Source organism: Arthrobacter sp. K5 (assembly GCF_040448525.1).
GTDB classification, from domain to species: Bacteria; Actinomycetota; Actinomycetes; order Actinomycetales; family Micrococcaceae; genus Arthrobacter; species Arthrobacter globiformis.
Map to the genome: position 1 here is coordinate 21,930 of NZ_CP159279.1, position 19,642 is coordinate 41,571.

Sequence of the window (19,642 nt, forward strand, 5' to 3'; positions counted from 1 at the left end):
TTCCGCAAACAATTCACGGCAGCGCTGGCAGGGCTTCTTCGTAGAGCCAGGGGTGTAGCAGCGATTCCGAGTCCAGTCCCGTGATACGGTCCGCGGTGAGGATAAAATCGGGCGTCGACACGGAACTGTGGGCATGGGTGCGGGTCCACTCCTGCAGCAGCGCGAAAAGGCGAGGTCGCCGCAGCGGCGGCGCAGCGCGTGCAGGGCAAGTGCTCCGCGTTTGTAGACCCGGTCGTCGAACATCAGCTCGGGTCCGGGATCACCCACCAGAAGGTCCTGAGCGCCAGCATCTAGCCGCTGCCAGGCAGCCAGGGCCCGCGCGTGGGCGGGCATCACGCCGGCCTCCTCGGACCAGATCCACTCCGCATAACAGGCGAACCCCTCGTGCAGCCAGATGTCGCTCCACGTACCCAGCGTCAGCGAGTTCCCGAACCACTGGTGGGCCAGTTCGTGGGCGATCAGGCGCTGTGATTCCCACCCCGTATCAAGGTGGTTGCGGCCCAGGATGGACAGCGACTGGGCCTCGAGCGGAATTTCCAGCGCATCGGCGGTGACCACCACCGTGTATTCCGGGAAGGGATACGGGCCGAAGCGGCTCACAAAGGTGCTCATCATGGTTTCCTGCCGGGCCAGCGCCGTCTCCGCCCGGGCCACCAGATGCGCCGGAGCCGCAACGAACTGGGGCACGCCGGCCGAGTCCGGCAGGCTCACCAGACCGTACCGGCCGATCTGGATGGTCGCCAGATACGTCGCCATCGGCTCACGCTGCTCATAGACCCAGGTCTGGCGGCTTGACCTCACGGCCTGCCCCACGAGGAGCCCGTTGCACACGGCGCGGTAGCCGGCGTCAGTGGTAACGGTGATGCGGTAGCTGGCCTTGTTCCGCGGGTGGTCGTTGCAGGGGAACCAGGATGGCGCCCCGTTGGGCTGGCCGGCCACCAGAACGCCGTCGGCGAGCTCCTCCCAGCCCACCTCACCCCACAGCCCCCGCCGCGGCTGCGGATTGCCGTCGTAGCGGATCTCCAGGCTGAATTCGGAGCCCGCCTCGAGGGGTTGTTCGCAGTGCACTACGAGCTGTTCCGCCCGCTGCGTGAACTTCCGTACGCGGACCCCGTTCAGGTGGATTTTCAGGGCACGGAGGCCGGTCATATCGAGTACGACGGCGGACGTGCGGCGTGCCGCCACCGCGGCCAGTACGGCGCGGCCGGTCAGCCGGTTGCTGGCGAGCCTGTAGTCCAGCTCCAGGTCATAGTGCAGGACGCGGTAGGCATCCGTTCCGTGTCCCGGGACGTAGGGGTCGCCGGTGGCCTTGGCGCCGGCGGAGAGGACGGCGGCCGGGCCGGGCGAATCTCCGGAGCTCATTCTGCGTGTGACTTCCTTAGCTGTGGTGTGGCCGCTCCCGGCGGTGTTTCATGCCATGCGGTGTTCAAGTCAGGCGGCGCTTATTTCAGGCGGGGTGCGGGAACGGCGGGCCCGGTCCACGGGCTGACCGGATTGCCCATCCAGTACGTCCCGGCCGGAACGGTCTCGCCGCGCATCACCAGGGACGCCGGGCCAACGGTCCCGCCCTTGCCAATCCTCGCCTGCGGCAGAATCACGCCGTGCGGGCCCATCGTCGCCCCGTCTTCGAGACTAACAGTGTCGATGCTCATGATGCGGTCGTGGAAGAGGTGGGTCTGGACGACGCAGCCGCGGTTGACCGTGGAGCTGGCGCCGAGGGTCACGAGGTCTGCCTCGGGAAGCCAATAACTTTCACACCATGTTCCCCGGCCGATTTTGGCACCAAGGGCACGCAGCCACCAGACGAGGGCCGGGGTGCCGCTGGCTGACCGGGCGAACCACGGGGCACTCACCATTTCGATGAAGGTGTCCACCACCTCGTTGCGCCAGATGAAGGAGCTCCACAGGGGTGTTCGCCCGTCCTGATCCTGCCCACGAGCAACCACTTGGCCGCGACGGAGAAGCCTGCCGCCACCCCGCCCGCCAGCAGCAGGACCACGCCTCCGAGGGCCGCTGCCGGACCGTAGCCGAGGGCGCTGGCGAGCCAGTCGAGGACGAGCAGCACGCCAAGGGCCAGGCCCACCGTCAGGGCCACCGGCACGAACCGGCACAGTTCCCAGAGGCTTCTGGCCACCTTGAGCCTGGCCGGGGGCTGGAAAGTGCGGGTGCTGTCGGAGGCCACCGCCGTACGCCGCAGCCTGACCGGAGGGCTGCCCAGCCAGGACGTGCCGGACTTGGCCTTGCCTGGCGTCGCCGAGAGGACTGCGACCAGGGAGTTCTTTGGCACGCTGCGCCCGGCGGCGGTCATCCCGGAGTTGCCAAGGAAGGAGCGCTTTCCGATTTTCGCGGGTGCGATGTGCATCCATCCGCCGCCGAGCTCGTACGAAGCCACCATGGTGTCGTCGGCGAGGAACGCGCCCTCGCCGACCGTGGTCATGCGCGGCAGCAGCAGGACGGTGGAGGCCTCGACATTCTTTCCGACCTTCGCCCCCAGCAGCCTCAGCCAGACCGGCGTGAACAGGCTGGCGTATATCGGGAACAGGAGGTCCCGTGCCATGTCCAGCACCCGCTCGGTGGCCCAGACCTGCCAGCCGACGCGGCTGCGGACCCGGTAGTAACCCTCCTTCAGGCCGACGCCCAGGAGCCTGGTGGTGACCAGGATCAGCAGCATATTGGTGAGGAACCAGGTCAAAGCTGCGAGCGGGAGCGACGCCAGCACCTGCGGCAGGGCATGGAGCAGCGAGTCGTTTCCCCTGATGAACAGGAAGACCACCAGGGCTGCGGCCACGGCCGAAGCGTAGGGAATCAGGGCGAGGACAGCGGACGCGGCAGCGAAGGCCGTGAACCAGAGGTGCCCCAGAACGGAACTGACCGGCTGGCCCGCGGGCCAGTCCTGCTTGGCTTTGCCCCGCCGTTCTGCCGGGGACCCGGCCACCAACTGGCCGGCCTTGACTTTGCCCAGCACGGCGGAGCCCGGTTCCACCTGGCCGCCGGCGCCGATGCTGGCCCCGGGCATCAGGGTGCTGCGGGCGCCTACGGTGGCGTCCGCCCCGACGTGGACGTGGCCGATCCGGACGATGTCACCGTCGATCCACCACCCGGACAGATCCACCTCGGGTTCGATGTTGCAGCCGCGGCCCAGGGTGAGGAAGCCGGTCACCGGGGGAAGGGAGTGCAAATGGATATTGCTTCCGATCCTGGCGCCGAGGGCCCTGGCGTAGTACGGCACCCAAGGTGCGCTGGCGAGGCTGACGGCGCCGGCCAGGTCCTGGATCTGTTCGGCCAGCCAGAGGCGTAAATGCACCTTGCCTGCGCGCGGGTAGGTCCCGGGCTGCACGTTGCGAAGCAGGAGGCGGGCGGCGGCAACAGAGATGGCCATCCGTCCGGGCGGGCTGACAAAGACCAGCCAGGACGCTGCCACCCACCACCACGACACGGTGGGTGCGGCGGTGAACCCGGCGAACGTGAACAGGACGTTGTTGGCGGCCATCAGATAGGTCAGCCAGCGCATGCCCGCCAGAATGTGCAGCGGTATGCCCATGAGGGTCTGGAAGACCTGCGACTTCAGGGCCGTGGGGCGGACCGGCCGTTCCGGGGCCGGACCGGCGGAGACGCCGTCGGGCAGGGATTGGCGGGCCACCTCTATCAGCGCGCCGATCCGCGGGGTGGCGTAGATATCGGCCACGGTGATGGTGGGGTAGCGGACCCGGAGCGCGGAGACGAGCTGCGCCGCGGCCAGCGACCCGCCACCGTGGGCAAAGAAGTCCGCGTCGAGGCCGTCGACGCTGCTGCCAAGGACTGCCTGCCACTGGTCAACGATCCACTGGGCATCCTCGGGCACGTTCAGCGGCGCGGCGTCCGCGGCCGCCGCGCCGGCACCCGGCAGGGGCCATGGCAGCGCATGCCGGTCGACTTTGCCGCTGGTCTTGGTGGGCAGCGTGTCGACGACGGTCAGCATCGGGATGAGGGGAGCGGGCAGCGTGGCGGACAGCAGCTCCCGGAACGCGGCCAGGTCCAGTGCGGTGTCCGTGCCGCCGGCGGCAGCCGGGTAGCCCACGAGGACCTGGTTGCCGGCCGCCGTCGTGCGTACGGCAGCGGCGGCGCCCGCAATGCCCGGGAGTGACTGCAGGGCAGCGTCGATCTCACCGAGTTCGATCCGGCGGCCGCCAAGCTTGACCTGCTCGTCGGCGCGGCCCATGAAGATCAGGCCGGCGTGCTCGAACCGGACCAGGTCGCCGGAGCGGTAGGCGCGCCCCACACCCGAGTGAGGGCATGGGGGCGTACTTCTCCGCATCCTTCTGCGGATCGAGGTAGCGGGCCAGCCCCACGCCGCCGATGATGAGCTCGCCGACCTCGCCCTCGGCCACCGGGACGCCGTCGGAGTCGACCACCGCCAGGTCCCAGCCGTCCAGCGGGAGCCCAATCCTGACCGGGCCGGTACCGCCCAGGGGAGCCGCGCAGGCCACGACCGTTGCCTCGGTGGGTCCGTAGGTGTTCCACACCTCACGGCCGTCCACGGCCAGGCGCTCGGCCAGCTCCGGCGGGCAGGCCTCGCCGCCGAAGATCAGCAGCCGGACGTTCTCGAGGGCCTCGGCCGGCCACAGTGCCGCAAGGGTGGGAACGGTGGAGACCACCGTGATGCCGTGGTTGATCAGCCACGGCCCCAGGTCCATGCCGGTGCGGACCAGGGCCCGCGGGGCAGGCACGAGGCAGGCGCCATGGCGCCAGGCCAGCCACATCTCCTCGCAGGACGCGTCGAAGGCGACCGAAAGTCCCGCGAGCACACGGTCCTGCGGGCCGACCGGATCCTCCTGCAGGAAAATGCGGGCTTCCGCGTCGACGAACGCGGCCGACGAGCGGTGCTGCACCGCCACGCCCTTGGGCGTCCCGGTGGAACCGGACGTGAAGATGACCCAGGCATCGTCGTCGGGGGTGGCCGGGCGCGGAGCCGGGAAGGGGACGGGCCGCTTGTGGTCCGTGACGATCACGCCGTCGGCCCGCAGGATGCCGGCCACCCGCGCTTCAGTGAACACCAGCCTGGCCCGTTCGTCCGGATCGTCCGCGTCCACGGGGACGTAGGCGGCGCCGATCAGCAGGATCGCAAGGATCGCAATGTAGAGCTCGTTGGTGCCCGAGGGAATCCGCACCCCGACTTTGTCTCCCGCACCGAGGCCGGCCTGGTGGAGCCGCCGGCCCTCGGCCTTGACCTCCGCCAGGAGCTGGGCGTAGCTCAGGGAGCGGCGGCCGTCGTCGAGCGCGGAAGCATCCGGAAAGCGCGCGGCGGTGCCGGTGAGGATGTCCACCAGGGTCCGCTCCGGCGGGGCGGCGGCAGCGCCCGGCAGTTGCACCGGGTACAGCACTGCCGCCTGTCCGCCGACGGAGGGAGCGGTGGTGTCCATGGTGTGCGGGAGTGGGTCAGTCACGGCTGAATTCTTTCCCGGCAAGATGAACGGAAGGTGACATCGTTTCCTTCGTGTTCATCCGAGGCTGTTTTGCTACGGAACCAGCAGAACCTTGCCGGTGGTGCGCCGGCCCTCGAGATCCTCGTGTGCCTGGCGGGCCTCAGCCAACGGGTAACTGGCGCCGATGCGGACCTTGAGGTTTCCGCTGGCGGCGGCAGCGAAAATCTCCCCGGACCGCCAGCGGCGTTCCTGTTCGTTGAGAAGGAAGTGCGCAAGGGACGGCCGGGTCAGCGTCAGCGAGCCGCCGGCATTCAGCCGCTGGGGGTCCACGGGAGCAACGGCGCCGGAGGCTGCTCCAAACAGGACGAGCGATCCGCGCGTGCGCAGGCAGGACATGGACCCGTCAAAGGTGTTCCGGCCGACGCCGTCATACACGACGTCCACGCCTTTGCCTCCGGTCAGCTCGCGGACGTGGTGGGGAAACCCCTGATAGCGCAGCACGTGATCGGCTCCGGCTTCCCGGGCAAGTTCCTCCTTGGCATCGGAGGACACCGTGGTGATGACCCGTGCCCCCCGCTCCTTCAGCAGCTGGGTCAGCAGCAGGCCAACGCCGCCTGCGCCCGCATGCGTCAGCACCGTGTGGCCCGGCTCCACCCGGAATGACGAATTGATGAGGTAGTGCGCCGTCATGCCCTGAAGCGGGAGGGCGGCTGCCGTCTGGTCATCCGGGCCGTCAGGCACCGGAAGGGCCTTCGCTGCATCCAGCACCGTGTAGCCGGCATAGCATTTGGAACCTTCGGCCGTGGCGACCCTGCTGCCGACTGCGAAGTTCTCAACGCCTTCCCCCACTTCCTCAACGGTGCCGGCGGCCTCGGAGCCCGGGGTGAAGGGAAAAGGCACTTGGTACATGCCGCCGCGCTGGTAGGTGTCGATGAAGTTCACGCCGGCCGCTGCCACTTTGATGAGCAGCTGGCCGGGGCCGGGGACGGGACGGTCGATCTCCGTGAAGTCCAGAACCTCGGGTCCGCCTGCCTGCCGGGCGACGATGGCGTGCGTCATGGAATTCTCCTTTTCCGGGCCGGGACCTCCGGCACCCTTCCTCCCCTCATCCTAGGGACCGGGGCGGTGCAGGCGAAGTCGGGGCGGCCGCTTAGTAGCGGCGGGAGACCGTTGCCATGGGGCATTCGAAGTGGCGTCCGGCAGCGAGCCCCACCTCATTGAGGTACCTGACGATGATTCCGAACGACGCCGCCAGCGTGGTCTCCGTGAAGGGAATCCCGTGTTTTTCGCAGTGCTGGCGCACCAGCGCGGTTGCCTTGTGCAGCTGGGGCCGGGCCATGTCGGGGAAGAGGTGGTGCTCAACTTGGCGGTTCAGGCCGCCGAGCAGGATATCCATGAACCGGCCGCCGGAAATGTTGCGTGATGTCAGGACCTGACGGCTGAGGAAGTCGACGCGGCTGTCAGCCGGAAGGACCGGCATGCCCTTGTGGTTGGGCGCGAAGGACGCACCCATGTAGAACCCGAAAACAGCGAGCTGCACGCCGATGAAGGCGGCAGCCATGCCCAGCGGCAGGAAGGAAAACGCCAGCACAGGAAGGATGCTGAGGCGGGCCAGCAGGATGGGCAGTTCCACCCAGCGGTGCGTGACCTTGGCGCGCCGGAAAATGAAGCGGACCGAATCTATCTGCAGGCCGAGACCCACAAGGAAGAGCAGGGGGAAGAAAAGCCAGCCCTGCTTGCGCGTGAGCAGGGCCAGCCGGCCCTGCCGTGCGGCCGCGGCTTCCGGGTGGAAGACGATGGCACCCGGGGCGATGTCCGGGTCCTTGGAGATGACGTTGGGGTGGTTGTGGTGGGCCCCGTGTTTCTGTTCCCACCACGAGTAGCTGACGCCGGCCACGGATGTTGCCGATCCGTGCTGACCAGTCGTTGGCGCGCCGGGAGGCGAATATCTGGCGGTGGCCGGCCTCATGGGCCAGGAAGCTCAGCTGCGTGCAGATGATGCCGAGCGCTGCGGCGATGAGGAGCTGGAACCAGCTCTGGCCGATCAGCGCGAAACCGAACCAGGCCGCCGCCATCAGGACAGCCAGCGTGGCGAAGACGGTGATGTAGAAGCCCTGGCGCCGTTCCAGGAGTCCGGCTGCGCGCACGGACTTGAGCAGGTCGGAGTAGCTCTGTGTGACAGGATTGGCCTGGCGGACCCTGCTGGGCTGGCTGATCCGGGGCTGCGGGCGCTCGGAAGTGATGGTGGACGTCATGAACGGCGTGCCTCGTAACTGTTACGGGCAACGCTGCGGCCGACATTCGGCGCGCACGGTCTGGATCACCCTTTGTTAATCATACGGTGGCTAAGCATCGCGGCGGACCGGCTCACGGCATGGAAAGTCATGCATAAATATCGGGACCTATGCATAGTCTTGCTGTATAGTCGTCTTCATGACTATTTCTGTTGCCGTTTCCGGCGCCAGCGGCTACGCCGGCGGCGAAGTTCTCCGGCTCCTGGCCGGCCACCCGGATGTCACCATCGGAGCCATCACGGCACACAGCAACGCCGGTTCCAGACTAGGCGAACTGCAGCCGCATCTCCATGGCCTGGCGAGCAGGATTCTCGAGGACACCAGCGTGGAGAACCTGTCCGGACACGACGTCGTGTTCCTGGCCCTCCCGCACGGTGCGTCCGCCGAGATTGCGGCCAAGCTGCCCGAAGGCACGGTGGTGATCGACGCCGGCGCGGACCACCGCCTGGAGGACGCCGCCGCGTGGGAAAAGTTCTACGGCTCCGACCACGCCGGAACGTGGCCCTACGGTCTGCCAGAGCTGCCGGGCCAGCGCGAGAAACTCAAGGGCGCCAACCGGATCGCCGTCCCGGGCTGCTACCCGACGTCGGCGCTGCTCGCCCTCACACCCGGGTTCGCCGGCGGCCTGCTCGAGGGGAACGACGTCGTCATTGTCTCCGCCTCCGGCACCTCCGGGGCCGGAAAGGCGGCAAAGGTAAACCTCATCGGCGCCGAGGTCATGGGTTCCATGAGCCCCTATGGCGTGGGCGGCGGCCACCGGCACACGCCGGAAATCGAGCAGGGCCTGTCCAACGCCTCCGGTGAGCCGGTCACGGTTTCCTTCACGCCCACCCTGGCACCCATGAGCCGTGGCATCCTCACCACCGCCACCGCACGCGTCAAGCCCGGTGTCGGCGCCGAGGAACTTCGCCGTGCCTGGGCGGAGGCGTATGACGACGAGCCGTTCGTCCACCTGCTGCCTGAGGGCCAGTGGCCCACCACCAAGTCCGTGCAGGGCTCCAACCACGCCGCCATGCAGCTGGCGTTCGACCACCACGTCGGGCGCGTCATTGTCACGTGCGCCATCGACAACCTGACCAAAGGCACCGCCGGTGGAGCGGTGCAGTCCATGAACATTGCCCTTGGCTTGCCGGAGACCGCCGGCCTTAACCTGCAGGGAGTTGCCCCGTGACCGTTACCGCCCCCAAGGGATTCCGTGCCGCCGGTGTCACAGCCGGACTCAAGGCCTCGGGAAACCCGGACCTCGCACTCGTGGTCAACGACGGACCGTCCAAAGCGGCAGCCGCCGTCTTCACCTCCAACCGGGTTGCCGCGGCCCCCGTCCACTGGTCGCGCCAGGTGGTCTCGGACGGCCGCGTTGACGCTGTGATCCTCAACTCCGGCGGCGCCAACGCCTGCACCGGCCCGCAGGGCTTCCAGAACACGCACACCATGGCCGAGAAAACGGCCGAGGTGCTGGGCTTGTCCGCCACCGATATCTTTGTCTGTTCCACCGGCCTGATCGGCGAGCAGCTGCCCATGGACAAGATCGTCCCCGGCATCGACGCCGCGACCGCCGCCCTGAGCGCCGACGGCGGTCCCGAAGCGGCCACTGCCATCATGACCACCGACACGGTGCCCAAGCAGGCCGTCTTCACCGGCGCCGACGCCGAAGGAAATGAATTCACCATCGGCGGCATCGCCAAGGGTGCCGGCATGCTGGCACCCGGGCTCGCCACTATGCTCGTGGTGCTCACCACCGATGCCGACGTGCAGCCGGAAATGCTCGACGTCGTCCTCCGTGACGCCACGCGCGTCACCTTTGACCGGGCAGACTCCGACGGCTGCATGTCCACCAACGACACCGTGGTGCTGCTCGCCTCCGGCGCTTCCAAGGCAGTCCCGTCAGCCGAGGCGTTCGGCCAGGGCCTCACCCAGGTCTGCGCTGAACTGGCCCGCAAGCTGATTGGCGACGCCGAGGGTGCCAGCCACGACATCGCGATCCGGACGTTCAACGCTGCCACGGAACGCGACGCGGAAACCGTCAGCCGCGCCGTGGCCCGCTCCAACCTCTTCAAGGCCGCCATCTTCGGCAAGGACCCCAACTGGGGCCGGGTGCTCTCCGCCGTGGGAACCACCGACGCCGTGTTCGAACCGGACCAGCTCAACGTGTCCATGAACGGCGTCCAGATCTGCCAGAACGGCGGCATCGGCCAGGACCGCAAGCTCGTGGACCTGGAACCACGCGAGGTGCTCGTGGAGATCGACCTGCAGGCCGGCGGGGCGGAAGCCACTATCTGGACCAACGACCTCACGCACGACTACGTCCACGAGAACAGCGCCTACTCAAGCTAGATCCGCCAGCAACCCCTGGAGAACCAGCCGCATGAACACCCAGACCCGCGAGTCAACGTCCATGAGTGATGCCCAAGCCAAGGCCGGCACCCTCATCGAAGCCCTGCCGTGGATCCAGCGCTTCGCCGGAACCACCATGGTGATCAAGTACGGCGGCAACGCCATGGTCAACGACGAGCTGCGCCGTGCCTTCGCCGAGGACGTCGTCTTCCTCCACCACGTCGGCATCCACCCCGTGGTGGTGCACGGCGGCGGACCGCAGATCAACTCGATGCTGGGCAGGCTCGGCATCGAGTCGGAATTCAAGGGCGGCCTGCGCGTCACCACGCCCGAGGCGATGGACGTGGTGCGGATGGTCCTCACCGGCCAGGTGGGCCGTGAACTGGTAGGCCTGATCAACTCGCACGGGCCCTACGCCGTCGGCATGTCCGGTGAAGACGGCGGCCTGTTGCGTGCCGTCCGCACCGGCACCGTGGTTGACGGCGAGCAGGTGGACCTCGGGCTCGTGGGCGAAGTGGTGGGAGTGGACCCCGCCGGCATCGTGGACATTCTCGACGCCGGCCGGATCCCGGTGATCTCCACCGTCGCCCCGGAGATCACCGACGCCGGCGAGGGCGTGGCCGGCGCGGCGCGCTTCCAGCCCACCGGCCAGGTCCTGAACGTCAACGCGGACACCGCGGCGGCAGCTGTGGCCTCCGCCCTGGGCGCCTCGAAGCTGGTCATCCTGACCGACGTCGAAGGCCTCTACGCCAACTGGCCGGACAAGTCCTCGCTCATTTCGTCCCTGACGGCCTCCGAGCTGCGGGACATGCTGCCCAGGCTCGAATCAGGCATGATTCCCAAGATGGCCGCCTGCCTCAAGGCCATCGACGAGGGAGTGGAGCGGGCGCACATAGTGGACGGCCGCCTGCCCCACTCGATGCTTCTGGAAACTTTCACCACCGCCGGAATTGGCACCCAGGTCGTACCCGATGAGGACGTGAACGCATAGTGAGCAGCACTGAACTGAGCCATTCCGCTGAAGGCCGCAGTGGGGCCCCCATCGCTGCGGAGGCCACCGTAACCACAATTGTCCCCACCAGCAGCGGCTCTGAGTGGCTGGCACGCTACTCGTCGTCGCTGATGGGTGTCTTCGGCACGCCCCAGCGGGTGCTGGTCCGCGGCGCGGGCTGCCTCGTCTGGGATGCCGACGGCAAGGAATACCTGGACCTCCTGGGCGGCATCGCCGTCAACGCGCTGGGCCACGCCCACCCGTTCGTGACCTCGGTGATCTCCAGCCAGCTGGCCACCCTGGGGCACGTCTCCAACTTCTTCACCAGCCCCACGCAGATCGCCCTGGCGGAAAAGCTGCTGGAGCTGAGCAAGGCACCGGCCGGCTCCAAGGTGTTCTTCACCAACTCGGGCACCGAGGCCAACGAGGCCGCCTTCAAGCTGGCCCGCCGGAACTCGGGGTCTCCCGCCGGGGGCGCCGAGGGCGGCAAGCCCCGCACCCGGATCATCGCGCTTGAAGGCGCATTCCACGGGCGGACCATGGGCGCACTCGCGCTCACGGCCAAGGAGGCCTACCGCACTCCGTTCGAGCCGGTGCCCGGCGGCGTCGAGCACATTCCGTTCGGGGACATCGAGGCCCTGCGCAACGCGGTGGACGACACCGTTGCTGCCGTCTTCCTAGAGCCGATCCAGGGCGAGGCAGGCGTCCGGCCCCTTCCGGCCGGCTACCTGAAGGCAGCCCGCGAGTTCACCGCCGAAGCCGGCGCCCTGCTGATCCTCGATGAGGTGCAAACCGGCATCGCACGCACGGGCAAGTGGCTGGCCAGCGAGGATGCCGGGATCGTGCCCGACGCCATCACCCTGGCCAAAGGCCTTGGCGGCGGTTTCCCCATCGGCGCGCTCGTCACGTTCGGTGAGAAGACGTCGTCGCTGCTCTCCGCCGGGCAGCATGGCACCACCTTCGGCGGGAACCCGGTGGCCACCGCCGCGGCACTGGCCACGCTGCACGCCATCGAAAGCCAGCAGGTGATGGACCACGTCCGCGTGGTGGGTGAGCATGTGCGGCAGGCGCTGGCCGCCGTCGACGGTGTCACAGAGGTGCGTGGCGAGGGACTGCTGATCGGCTTCGACCTGGATGCCGACGTCGCCCCGGCCGCCGTGACCGCTGCCCTGGACGCCGGCTTCATCATCAACAGCCCTGGCCCCCGCACGATCCGCCTGGCCCCGCCGCTCATCCTGACCACCGAGCAGGCGGACCGTTTCGCCGCCCTTCCGGCCATCCTGCAAACTGCAAAGGACGCACAGTGACTTCCACCGGCACCATCCGCCACTTCCTCAAGGACACGGACCTCAGCCCTGCCGAGCAGGCGGAAGTCCTCGAACTCGCGGGCCGCATGAAGGCGGCGCCGTACAGCGTCCAGCCTTTCGCCGCCGAAGGCAGCGGCCGCAAGACCGTTGCGGTGATCTTCGACAAGACCTCCACCCGGACCCGGGTCTCCTTTGCCACCGGCGTGGCGGACATGGGCGGCAACGCCCTGATCATCAACCCGGGCGAGGCGCAGATCGGCCACAAGGAATCCGTCGAGGACACCGCCAAGGTGCTCGAGCGCATGGTTTCCACCATCGTGTGGCGGACCGGCGCGCACTCCGGCCTCGTCGCCATGGCCGAGAACTCAAAGGTTCCGGTCATCAATGCCCTGTGCGACGACTACCACCCCTGCCAGCTGCTGGCCGACCTGCTGACCATCAAGGAGCACAAGGGCGAACTCAAGGGCCTCACCATGGCCTACCTTGGCGACGCCGCCAACAACATGGCCAACTCCTACCTCCTGGCAGGCGTCACCGCCGGCATGCACGTCCGCATCGCCGGTCCCGACGGCTACCTGCCCGCGGACGGCATCGTGGCGGCCGCCCGGGAACGTGCCGCCGAGACCGGCGGATCCGTGCTTATCACGACCGACGCGGCGGAGGCACTCAAGGGGGCCGACGTCGTGGCCACCGACACGTGGGTCTCCATGGGCCAGGAAGCCGAAAAGGAAGCACGGATGCAGCTCTTCCGTGAATACTCCGTGGACGAGGCCGCGCTGGCGCAGGCCGCCGCGGACGCCGTGGTGCTGCACTGCCTTCCCGCCTACCGCGGCTACGAAATCTCTGCCGGCGTGATTGACGGCCCGCAGTCGATCGTGTGGGACGAGGCCGAAAACCGCCTGCACGCGCAGAAGGGGCTCATGGCCTGGCTCATGCACCAGTCCGGACTGGCCGTCGTCGACGGACTGCGGCCCCTGGCAGGGCAGGCGTAGTTGTCTGTCCCCGCCCCCTCGCCCGGCGCCAGCCCGGCCACCAAGACCGCCCGCCAGGCGCGGATCACCGCGATCCTGACCGGCGAATCGGTGCGTTCCCAGGCTGAGCTTGCGGCGCTGCTCGCGGACGACGGCGTGCAGGTTACCCAGGCCACGCTGTCGCGTGACCTCGTGGAGCTTGGTGCCGTCCGCGTCCGGGGCAAGGAAGGCGTGCTGGTTTACGCCGTTCCCGGTGAAGGCGGGGAACGGGCGGCCAAAAGCGGGGTCAGCCAGGAAATCCTGGATGCCAGGCTGGCGCGGCTGTGCGGGGAACTGCTGGTCACGGCCGAGGCATCCGCCAACCTCGTGGTGCTCCGGACCCCGCCGGGCGCGGCGAACTTCCTCGCGCTTGCCATCGACCATTCCGTAATGCCCTCGATCCTGGGCACCATCGCCGGGGACGACACCGTGCTGCTCGTGGCCCGGGACCCGCTGGGCGGGCCGGAACTGGCTGCCCGCTTCCTGCAGCTCGCCGAGGAAGCCGGCCAGTAGCGCCTGGCCGCTGACTTTCAAGACAATCAAAAGACAGAAACAACAACTAAGGAGCATATTCCGTGACTGAGCGTATTGTTCTGGCCTACTCCGGTGGCCTGGATACTTCCGTAGCCATCGGCTGGATCGGTGAAGCCACCGGCGCCGAGGTCATCGCCGTGGCGGTCGACGTCGGACAGGGCGGCGAATCGCTGGAGACCATCCGCCAGCGCGCCCTCGGCTGCGGCGCCGTCGAGGCCTACGTGGCGGACGCGAGCGACGAGTTCGCCAACGAATACTGCGTGCCCACGCTGAAGGCCAACGCCCTCTACCAGGGCCACTACCCGCTGGTCTCCGCCATCTCCCGCCCGGTCATCGTCAAGCACCTGGTCAAGGCCGCCCGCGAATTCGGAGCCACCACCGTGGCCCACGGCTGCACCGGCAAGGGCAACGACCAGGTCCGCTTCGAAGTGGGCATCCAGACCCTCGGCCCGGACCTGAAGTGCATCGCCCCGGTCCGCGACCTCGCCCTGACCCGCGACAAGGCCATCGCCTTTGCCGAGGAAAAGGGATTGCCGATCGAGACCACCAAGAAGAACCCGTACTCGATCGACCAGAACGTCTGGGGACGCGCCGTCGAAACCGGCTACCTCGAGGACATCTGGAACGCCCCCACCAAGGACATCTACGACTACACCGCCACGCCGGAATTCCCGCCGGCACCGGACGAGGTCACCATCTCCTTCGAAGCAGGCGTTCCGGTAGCGATCGACGGCGTCAGGGTCACCCCACTGCAGGCCATCAAGGAACTGAACCGCCGCGCCGGTGCACAGGGCGTGGGCCGGATCGACGTCGTCGAGGACCGCCTGGTCGGCATCAAGTCCCGCGAAATCTACGAAGCCCCGGGAGCCATGGCGCTGATCACCGCGCACAAGCACCTTGAGGACATCACCATCGAGCGTGAGCAGGCGCGCTTCAAGGCCACCGTTGGCCAGCGGTGGGCCGAACTGGTCTACGACGGCCAGTGGTTCTCCCCGCTGAAGCGCTCCCTGGACGCCTTCATCGAGGACACCCAGAAGTACGTGACCGGCGACATCCGCATGGTGCTGCACGGCGGCCAGGCGATCGTCAACGGACGCCGCTCCGAGACCTCGCTCTACGACTTCGAGCTCGCCACCTACGACACCGGCGACACGTTCGACCAGTCCATGGCGCGCGGCTTCATCGAGCTGTGGGGCATGTCCGCCAAGGTTGCCTCCGGCCGCGACATCCGCGTCGCAGGAAAGTAAAAATCGTTGGTTGAGCCTGTCGAAACCTCGAAGACCGAAGCGACAAACACAGGTGCACTGTGGGGCGGCCGGTTCGCCGGCGGCCCCGCGGATGCCCTCGCGGCGCTGAGCAAGTCCACGCACTTTGACTGGCGGCTGGCCCGCTACGACATCGCCGGCTCCAAGGCGCACGCCCGCGTGCTGCACAAGGCCGGGCTGCTGGACGACGCCGAACTCGAAGGCATGCTCGCAGCCCTGGACCAGCTGGATGCGGACGTCGCCTCGGGCGCGTACCTGCCGGCGGAGTCCGACGAGGACGTGCACGGTTCCCTGGAGCGCGGGCTGATCGAGCGGGCCGGGACCCAGCTGGGCGGCAAGCTCCGGGCGGGGCGTTCCCGCAACGACCAGGTGGCCACCCTGGGCCGCATGTTCCTGCGCGACCACGCCCGGATCATCGCCCGCGGCGTGCTCGCCACCATCGACGCGCTGGTGGAGCAGGCGAAGGCGCACCAGGGCGTCGCCATGCCCGGCCGCACTCACCTGCAGCACGCCCAGCCTGTCCTGCTCAGCCACCACCTCCTGGCCCACGCCTGGGCGCTGCTGCGCGATGTGCAGCGGCTGCAGGACTGGGACAAGCGCGCCGGCGTTTCGCCGTACGGCTCAGGCGCCCTCGCCGGCTCGTCGCTGGGCCTTGACCCCGAGGCAGTTGCCGCGGACCTTGGCTTCTTCTCCGCTGTCCACAACTCGATCGACGGCACCGCATCCCGCGACGTCTTCGCCGAGTTCGCGTGGGTGTGCTCCATGATCGGCGTGGACCTCTCACGCATCTCGGAGGAAGTCATCTTCTGGGCCACCAAGGAGTTCTCCTTCGTCACGCTGCACGATTCCTACTCCACGGGATCGTCCATCATGCCGCAGAAGAAGAACCCGGACGTGGCTGAGCTGGCCCGAGGCAAGGCCGGCCGCCTGATCGGCAACCTCACCGGCCTGCTGGCCACGCTGAAGGGTCTGCCGCTCGCGTACAACCGGGACCTGCAGGAGGACAAGGAGCCGGTGTTCGACGCCGCCGACACGCTGGAGCTGCTGCTGCCGGCCGTTTCGGGGATGATCGCCACGCTCAAGTTCAATGCGGACCGGATGGAAGCGCTGGCCCCGCAGGGCTTCGCGCTGGCCACGGACATCGCCGAGTGGCTGGTCCGCCAGGGCGTTCCCTTCCGCGAAGCGCACGAGCTCTCCGGCGCGGCCGTGAAGCAGGCTGAAAGCCGCGGCGTGGAGCTGTGGGACCTGACGGATGAGGAGTATGCCGCCATTTCGGAGCACCTCACCCCGGAGGTCCGCAGCGTCCTCAGCACGGAAGGTTCCCTCAACAGCCGGAACTCGCAGGGCGGAACGGCCCCGGCCGCCGTCGAACGCCAGCTTGCTGCGCTGGAAGGCGAGCTTAGCGGCGTCCGCGAGTACGCGGGCTAGCAGTTCACGTGCCGGGACCTTGGGTCTCGACGGCTCGCCCACCGGTGGTCGAGCCCGTCGAGACCCTTACCTGCGTTAACATGAAATAACACTCCGCTACGATTGCGGCATGACCGCGATCACACCTGACGCTTTGCTGGCTGAGCTCCACAAAGCGGCCGACGCCGTTTCCTCCTTGGCAGCCAAACTCACCGAGGCCGACGTCCCGGCCCCCTCGGCCCTCCCGGGCTGGACCCGCGGACACGTCCTCGCGCACATCACCGGCATCTCCAACGCAATGGCCCGGCAGCTCGAATACGCCGCACGCGGGGAAATGGTGGAACTGTACGACGGCGGCTATGACGGCCGCACGAAGGCCATCGAAATGAATGCCGGGCATGCCCTGGAACAGCACCGCGCGGATCTGAACGTAGCGCTGGAGCGGGCGCTGCGCGCCTTCGATTCGCTGGCGGCGGATGCGGGTGCCGCTTCCGGGAACGCTGCTGCGGCGGGTGCCGGCAGCTGGCATGCGCCCATCTCCTACCGCGGGGGAGTGGTGCTGGACGGTGGCTTCGCGCTCTGGCGCGAGCTGGTGATCCATGCCTCCGACCTCAACACAGGCCGCGGCTCGGAAACGTGGAGCAGGCCATTCTGTGAGCACCTGTTCTCCTTCCTCGCCGCGCGCGTGCCCGAGGACCAGAAACTGGTGCTGCAGCCGCTCGGCATGCCTCCCGTGACCATCGGGACCGGCGGCCGCTCCACGGTCATCAGCGGAATGATCACCGACATCGCCGCCTGGCTCGCCGGACGGGAACCGTCACTCGGCAGCCTGCGTGCCTCGGCCGCCGCTGACGGCGTGGACCTGCCGGAACTGCTGCCGTGGCCCGCCGGGGTTCCGGCGAAATAGCGGCCCACCCAGGGCCCGGCAGCTCAACCTGCGGCGAGTCCCTGCTTTTCCCGGGCCAGCAGGCTTTCCTTGATCCGCAGGCCCCAGCGGAAGCCGCCCATGGTGCCGTCCGTGCGGACCACGCGGTGGCATGGTACGAACAGCGCCGCCGCATTGAAGGCGCAGGCGCTGGCGGCGGCGCGGACCGCCTTGGCGTTGCCGGACAGCTCCGCGTATTCGGTGTAAGTAACCGGCGCCCCCGGGCTGACGGTGCGGAGCATGTCCCAGGCGTGGACGCGGAACGGGCCTGATTTCTGCAGGACAGGCACGCTCATGGCCGGAGCCGGATCGCCCGCGTAGAAGGCGTCCACGGCGGCCGAAATCGGCCCGAGGTGCTCCACCGCTTCGTAGGCGTCCGGCAGGAGCTCAGGATGGATCTGGCCCGTGAGGTCCTGGGGGGCGGCCGTCCAGCCGGAGGCGAGCACCACGCCGTCGCGGGCGATGATGGTGAACGGCCCGTCCGGCGTGGTCATGGTGAGCAATTGGGCTTTCATTGTGCGGTCACTTTCATGGCACTGTCGCTTTCATTGTCTGCGCCCCGCGGGCGGCGGGGGTTCGCGGATGCAGCCGCGGCTGCCCGCCAGAGATGCATGGTGGCGTACGAACGCCATGGGCTGACTTCGCGGAAGTCCGGCGACGGCACGTCCGACGACGGCCCCGCGCCACTTCCGGCAGCGCCACTTCCGGCAGTACCGCCGGGCAGCGCCCGGATTCCGTTGCGCACCGCGGCGTCGTTGGCGAGGAAGATGTCCGGCGCGCCGATGACCCGCATGGCCACATATCCCACAGTCCACGGCCCGATGCCGGGCTGCGGCAGCAGCTTGGCGGAAAGGCCGGCAAGATCGTCCCCGTAGCCAAGCTCCAGCTTGTTTTCGGCCAGTGCCGTGGCAACGGCCAGCAGAGACTCTATCCTGCGCCGCGGGCCGCGCAGCAGTTCCGCGCCGGCTCCGGCGATCTGCGCCGGCGTCGGGAACAGCCGGGAAAGTCCGTCGCCTGCGGCAGTGCTGGGGCTGCCGGCCTCGGCCAGCTGCGTGAGGGCCGTGCGTGCGGCGGCGACCGTGATCTGCTGCCCGACCATGGCCCGGACCAGCAGTTCCTGCGGATCCAGGGCGCCGGGCAGGCGGATCCCCGGCGCTGCCGCCACGGACGCCGAAAGCCGGGGGTCGGCGCCGAGCGCGCCATCGATGGCGACGGGATCAGCGTCGAGGTCAAAAAGCCGGCGTACTCTGCTCAGCAGGGCCGGCAGGTCCCGGAGGTCCACCGCGCCGATGGTGAGAATCAGCGGCCGCCGGTGCGGCCCGCCGTCGTACTTCACTGAATTATCCGACGCTGTGTCACCCACCGCTGTGTTGGCCAACGCTGTGCCACCCGCTCCGGTGGCACCACCGGTGTACTCAACGCTGAACCGAGCGCCACCGTGCGGTAGCTGCAGCGTGCGGGCATAGGACGTTGCGGTTCCGGCCTCGATTCCCGGGATGGCACGGACGGCAAGGAAACTGAACACGCCGGGGTCGAATGGCTCGCGGTAGGGGAGAGCCAGGGTGAGTGAGGTGCTTGCGCGGGCGGACGGATGGTGCCGTGCGGTGCTGCGCAGGGCGGTCGGCGTCATGTCGAACACCTCGGCCACGGTCTCGTTGAACTGGCGGACGCTGCTGAAACCCGCGGCGAAGGCCACGTCCGCAAGTTTCATCCCCGTGGACACCAGCAGCGTGCGCGCGGTCTGTGCCCTGCTGGCCCGGGCCAGGGACAGGGGACCGGCGCCGAGTTCATGGCTGAGGATCCGGTTCAGCTGGCGGGACGAATAGCCCAGCCTCAAGGCGAGCCCCTCAACGCCGTCGCGGTTGATCACGCCGTCGTTGATCAGCCGCATGGCCCGGCCGGCGATATCCGACCGGAGGTTCCAGGCCGGCGTGCCCGGCACGGCCTCCGGCAGGCAGCGCTTGCAGGCGCGGTAGCCGGCGTCGTGGGCGGCCGCGGAGGTTTCATAGAAGGTGACGTTCTCCGCCTTGGGCGTCCTCGCCGGGCATGACGGCCGGCAGTAAATGCCCGTGGTCCGCACCGCCGTGTAGAACTGCCCGTCGAAGCGGGTGTCCCGCGCGTCGATGGCGCGGTAGCGCTGCCAGAAGTCCATGACTCCATCCTGCCAGCCACC

General features: G+C 68.4%; 12 protein-coding genes and 3 pseudogenes. 9 read left to right on the forward strand and 6 right to left on the reverse strand.

Annotated elements, in window-relative coordinates; translation table 11 throughout:
• Nucleotides 1-13 precede the first annotated feature (13 nt).
• The 4 genes and pseudogenes from ABRP34_RS00125 to ABRP34_RS00140 all read right to left on the reverse strand — a co-directional run bounded on the left by ABRP34_RS00125 (nucleotide 14) and on the right by ABRP34_RS00140 (nucleotide 7,657).
• Nucleotides 14-1,362: pseudogene (locus tag ABRP34_RS00125) on the reverse strand (M1 family metallopeptidase).
• An 80-nt stretch (nucleotides 1,363-1,442) separates the two neighbouring features.
• Nucleotides 1,443-5,399 (reverse strand): annotated as a pseudogene (locus ABRP34_RS00130) (Pls/PosA family non-ribosomal peptide synthetase).
• A gap of 96 nt (nucleotides 5,400-5,495) precedes the next feature.
• The gene (locus ABRP34_RS00135) at nucleotides 5,496-6,461 is read right to left on the reverse strand and encodes a quinone oxidoreductase (RefSeq protein WP_353711823.1); all 966 of its coding nucleotides are present in this window, start codon (nucleotides 6,459-6,461) and stop codon (nucleotides 5,496-5,498) included.
• 91 nt (nucleotides 6,462-6,552) lie between these two features.
• Nucleotides 6,553-7,657, reverse strand: a pseudogene (locus ABRP34_RS00140) (acyl-CoA desaturase).
• A gap of 178 nt (nucleotides 7,658-7,835) precedes the next feature.
• Here ABRP34_RS00140 and argC point away from each other — a divergent pair.
• The 9 genes from argC to ABRP34_RS00185 all read left to right on the forward strand — a co-directional run bounded on the left by argC (nucleotide 7,836) and on the right by ABRP34_RS00185 (nucleotide 17,451).
• On the forward strand, nucleotides 7,836-8,867 hold the full coding sequence (argC, locus tag ABRP34_RS00145) for an N-acetyl-gamma-glutamyl-phosphate reductase (protein ID WP_353711796.1): 1,032 nt from the start codon (nucleotides 7,836-7,838) through the stop codon (nucleotides 8,865-8,867).
• Nucleotides 8,864-10,030 carry a bifunctional glutamate N-acetyltransferase/amino-acid acetyltransferase ArgJ gene (argJ, locus tag ABRP34_RS00150; protein WP_353711797.1) on the forward strand — a complete coding sequence of 389 codons (1,167 nt, stop codon included), beginning with the start codon at nucleotides 8,864-8,866 and terminating at the stop codon, nucleotides 10,028-10,030. The genes argC and argJ overlap by 4 nt, the downstream gene beginning before the upstream one ends.
• A 31-nt stretch (nucleotides 10,031-10,061) precedes the next feature.
• Nucleotides 10,062-11,021 carry an acetylglutamate kinase gene (gene argB / locus ABRP34_RS00155; RefSeq protein ID WP_003798684.1) on the forward strand — a complete coding sequence of 320 codons (960 nt, stop codon included), beginning with the start codon at nucleotides 10,062-10,064 and terminating at the stop codon, nucleotides 11,019-11,021.
• 50 nt (nucleotides 11,022-11,071) lie between these two features.
• Nucleotides 11,072-12,328 carry an acetylornithine transaminase gene (locus ABRP34_RS00160; protein ID WP_353713450.1) on the forward strand — a complete coding sequence of 419 codons (1,257 nt, stop codon included), beginning with the start codon at nucleotides 11,072-11,074 and terminating at the stop codon, nucleotides 12,326-12,328.
• Entirely contained in the window at nucleotides 12,325-13,320 is a 996-nt protein-coding gene (argF, locus tag ABRP34_RS00165; protein ID WP_353711798.1) for an ornithine carbamoyltransferase, read from the forward strand. Before ABRP34_RS00160 ends, argF begins: the two co-directional genes overlap by 4 nt.
• Nucleotides 13,321-13,851: an arginine repressor gene (locus ABRP34_RS00170; protein ID WP_003798679.1), complete on the forward strand. Its 531-nt coding sequence runs from the start codon at nucleotides 13,321-13,323 to the stop codon at nucleotides 13,849-13,851.
• Nucleotides 13,852-13,913: 62 nt separating this feature from the next.
• Entirely contained in the window at nucleotides 13,914-15,119 is a 1,206-nt protein-coding gene (locus ABRP34_RS00175) for an argininosuccinate synthase (protein ID WP_003798678.1), read from the forward strand.
• A 6-nt stretch (nucleotides 15,120-15,125) separates the two neighbouring features.
• Nucleotides 15,126-16,565: an argininosuccinate lyase gene (gene argH, locus ABRP34_RS00180; protein WP_003798677.1), complete on the forward strand. Its 1,440-nt coding sequence runs from the start codon at nucleotides 15,126-15,128 to the stop codon at nucleotides 16,563-16,565.
• Nucleotides 16,566-16,674: 109 nt separating this feature from the next.
• A complete protein-coding gene (locus ABRP34_RS00185; RefSeq protein ID WP_353711824.1) occupies nucleotides 16,675-17,451 on the forward strand; it encodes a maleylpyruvate isomerase family mycothiol-dependent enzyme in 777 nt (258 codons plus the stop codon).
• A gap of 23 nt (nucleotides 17,452-17,474) precedes the next feature.
• On the opposite strand, the gene ABRP34_RS00190 is transcribed toward ABRP34_RS00185, so the two are convergent.
• Both ABRP34_RS00190 and ABRP34_RS00195 read right to left on the reverse strand, forming a co-directional pair.
• Nucleotides 17,475-17,984 carry a methylated-DNA--[protein]-cysteine S-methyltransferase gene (locus ABRP34_RS00190; RefSeq protein WP_353711800.1) on the reverse strand — a complete coding sequence of 170 codons (510 nt, stop codon included), beginning with the start codon at nucleotides 17,982-17,984 and terminating at the stop codon, nucleotides 17,475-17,477.
• Nucleotides 17,981-19,621 carry an Ada metal-binding domain-containing protein gene (locus tag ABRP34_RS00195; protein ID WP_353711801.1) on the reverse strand — a complete coding sequence of 547 codons (1,641 nt, stop codon included), beginning with the start codon at nucleotides 19,619-19,621 and terminating at the stop codon, nucleotides 17,981-17,983. Before ABRP34_RS00195 ends, ABRP34_RS00190 begins: the two co-directional genes overlap by 4 nt.
• Between the last annotated feature and the right edge of the window lie 21 nt (nucleotides 19,622-19,642).